Annotated in this window: 1 pseudogene; it reads right to left on the bottom strand. The window is 76.0% G+C overall.

Features of this window, described 5'->3' with window-relative positions:
• Nucleotides 1–153 precede the first annotated feature (153 nt).
• Nucleotides 154–2,379, bottom strand: a pseudogene (locus MCAG_RS02950) (type I polyketide synthase); the annotation flags it as partial.

Raw genomic sequence — 2,379 nt, 5'->3', positions numbered from 1 at the left:
CGACGGCGTCGGGGCGGCGACGACCAGCCACGGCCCCGGGGCGGGGCCGCAGGCGGTGTCGGGCACCGCCGTCCAGGTGATCCGGTACCGCCATCCGTCGACGGTGCTGCGCTCGTGGCGTCCCCGGTGCCACCGGGACAGGGCCGGGAGCAGCGCGTCCAGCGGTTCGGTGTCCTCGACCTGGAGCAGCGCCGCCACTGCGGCGAGGTCGCCGCCGGACACGGCCGCCCAGAACCCGTCCTCGGCCGGGTCGCCCCGCCGGGCCTCCTCCGGCCCGGTGTCGAGCCAGTACCGCTGCCGCTGGAACGCGTAGGTGGGCAGCTCCACGGGCCGGGCTCCGGAGTCGGCGAACACGGCGGCCCAGTCGACCGGAACACCCCGCACGAACAGTTCGGCGGCGCCGAGCATGAGCCGGTCGAGTCCACCCTCGTTGCGTCGCAGCGAGCCGGCCGCCGCGGCGGGCACCCCGGCGTCGTCGAACGTCTCCTGCATCCCGACGGCCAGCACCGGGTGCGGGCTGCTCTCGACGAAGTGCCGCAGCCCGTCGGCGAGGGCGGCGCGCACCGCGTCCTCGAACCGGACCGTTTCGCGTAGGTTCCGGTACCAGTAGCCGGCGTCCATCGTCGCGGTGTCGATCCGGCCGCCGGTCAGCGTCGAGTACAGCGGCACCTCGCCGGTGCGGGGCCGCAGGTCCGCCAGGACCTCCCGCAGTTCCTGCTCGATCGCCTCCACCTGGGCGCAGTGGGAGGCGTAGTCCACCGGCACCCGGCGGGCCCGCACGCCCGCCGCGTCCAGCTCCTTGAGCAGGGAGGTCAGCCCCTCCGGATCACCGGAGACCACCGTCGAGGACGGCCCGTTCACCGCGTTTCACGGACACCCCGGGCCCGATCCGGGCCAGCACGTGCTGCGCGGGCAGGGACACCGAGGCCATCCCGCCCTGCCCGGCAAGCACCCGCAGCGCCCGGCTGCGCAGCGCCACCACCCGGGCGGCGTCGTCCAGCGACAGGGCGCCGGCCACGCAGGCCGCCGCGATCTCGCCCTGGGAGTGGCCGATCACCGCCGCCGGGTGCACGCCGAGCGAGCGCCACACCTCGGCCAGGGACACCATCATCGCGAACAGCACGGGCTGGATGACCTCGGCCGACTCGATCTCGTCGCCCCCGCGTACGACGTCCAGCAGCGACCAGCCGGTCACCGGGTCCAGCGCCGCCGCGCACTGCGCCATCCGGGCGGCGAAGACCGGCGACGTATCCAGCAGCCCGGTCGCCATGCCGACCCACTGGGCACCCTGCCCGGGGAAGACGAAGACCACCCCCTCCTCGGGCGCGGCCGAGCCGGTGACCAGGCAGCCGGCCGACGCGCCGCCGGCCAGGGCGGCAATCCCGTCGACCAGCGTCGCCCGGTCGTCGCCAACCACCACCGCGCGGTGCTCGAAGCTTGACCGCGTGGCCACCAGGGACAGCCCCACGTCCGCCGGCTCCGCGTCGGCCAGGTGGGACAGCAGCCGGGCGGCCTGCCCACGCAGCGCGGGGGCGCTGCGGGCGGTGAGCACCCACGGCACTGTCGGCAGGTCCCGCCGTGCCGGCGCCGGCCCGGTCGCGGCCGGTGGCTGCTCGACGATGACGTGGGCGTTGGTGCCGCTGATGCCGAACGACGAGACGGCCGCGCGGCGCGTGCCGTTCCGCTCCGGCCACGGCTGGGCCTCGGTCAGCAGCGACACCGCCCCGCTGGCCCAGTCCACCTGCGGTGTCGGCTCGTCGACGTGCAGGGTGCGGGGCAGTGTCCCGGCCCGCATCGCCAGCACCATCTTGATCACCCCGCCCACCCCGGCCGCCGCCTGGGTGTGCCCGACGTTCGACTTGAGCGAGCCGAGCCAGAGCGGCCGGTCCCGGTCCTGGCCGTAGGTGGCCAGGAGCGCCTGGGCCTCGATCGGGTCGCCGAGCCGGGTGCCCGTGCCGTGCGCCTCCACGGCGTCCACGTCCTGCGGGGACAGCCGGGCGTTCGCCAGGGCCTGGCGGATGACCCGCTGCTGCGACGGACCGTTCGGGGCGGTGAGCCCGTTGGACGCGCCGTCCTGGTTGACCGCCGAGCCGCGGATCACCGCCAGCACCCGGTGCCCCTGCTCCCGGGCCCGGGACAGGCGTTCCAGGACGACGACCCCGACGCCCTCGGCCCAGCCGGTGCCGTCGGCCGCCGCCGCGAACGCCTTGCAACGCCCGTCCGGTGAGAGCCCCCGCTGGCGGCTGAACTCCACGAAGGTGCCCGGCGTCGACATCACCGTCACCCCGCCGGCCAGCGCGACCGGGCACTCGCCCGAGCGCAGCGCCTGCACCGCGAGGTGCATCGCGACCAGCGACGACGAGCACGCGGTGTCCACGG

The sequence above is a fragment of the Micromonospora sp. ATCC 39149 genome (genome assembly GCF_000158815.1).
Classification (GTDB): Bacteria; Actinomycetota; Actinomycetes; order Mycobacteriales; family Micromonosporaceae; genus Micromonospora.
The sequence above is the reverse complement of the archived record's forward strand: the minus strand, read 5'-3'. Positions and strand labels throughout refer to the sequence as shown.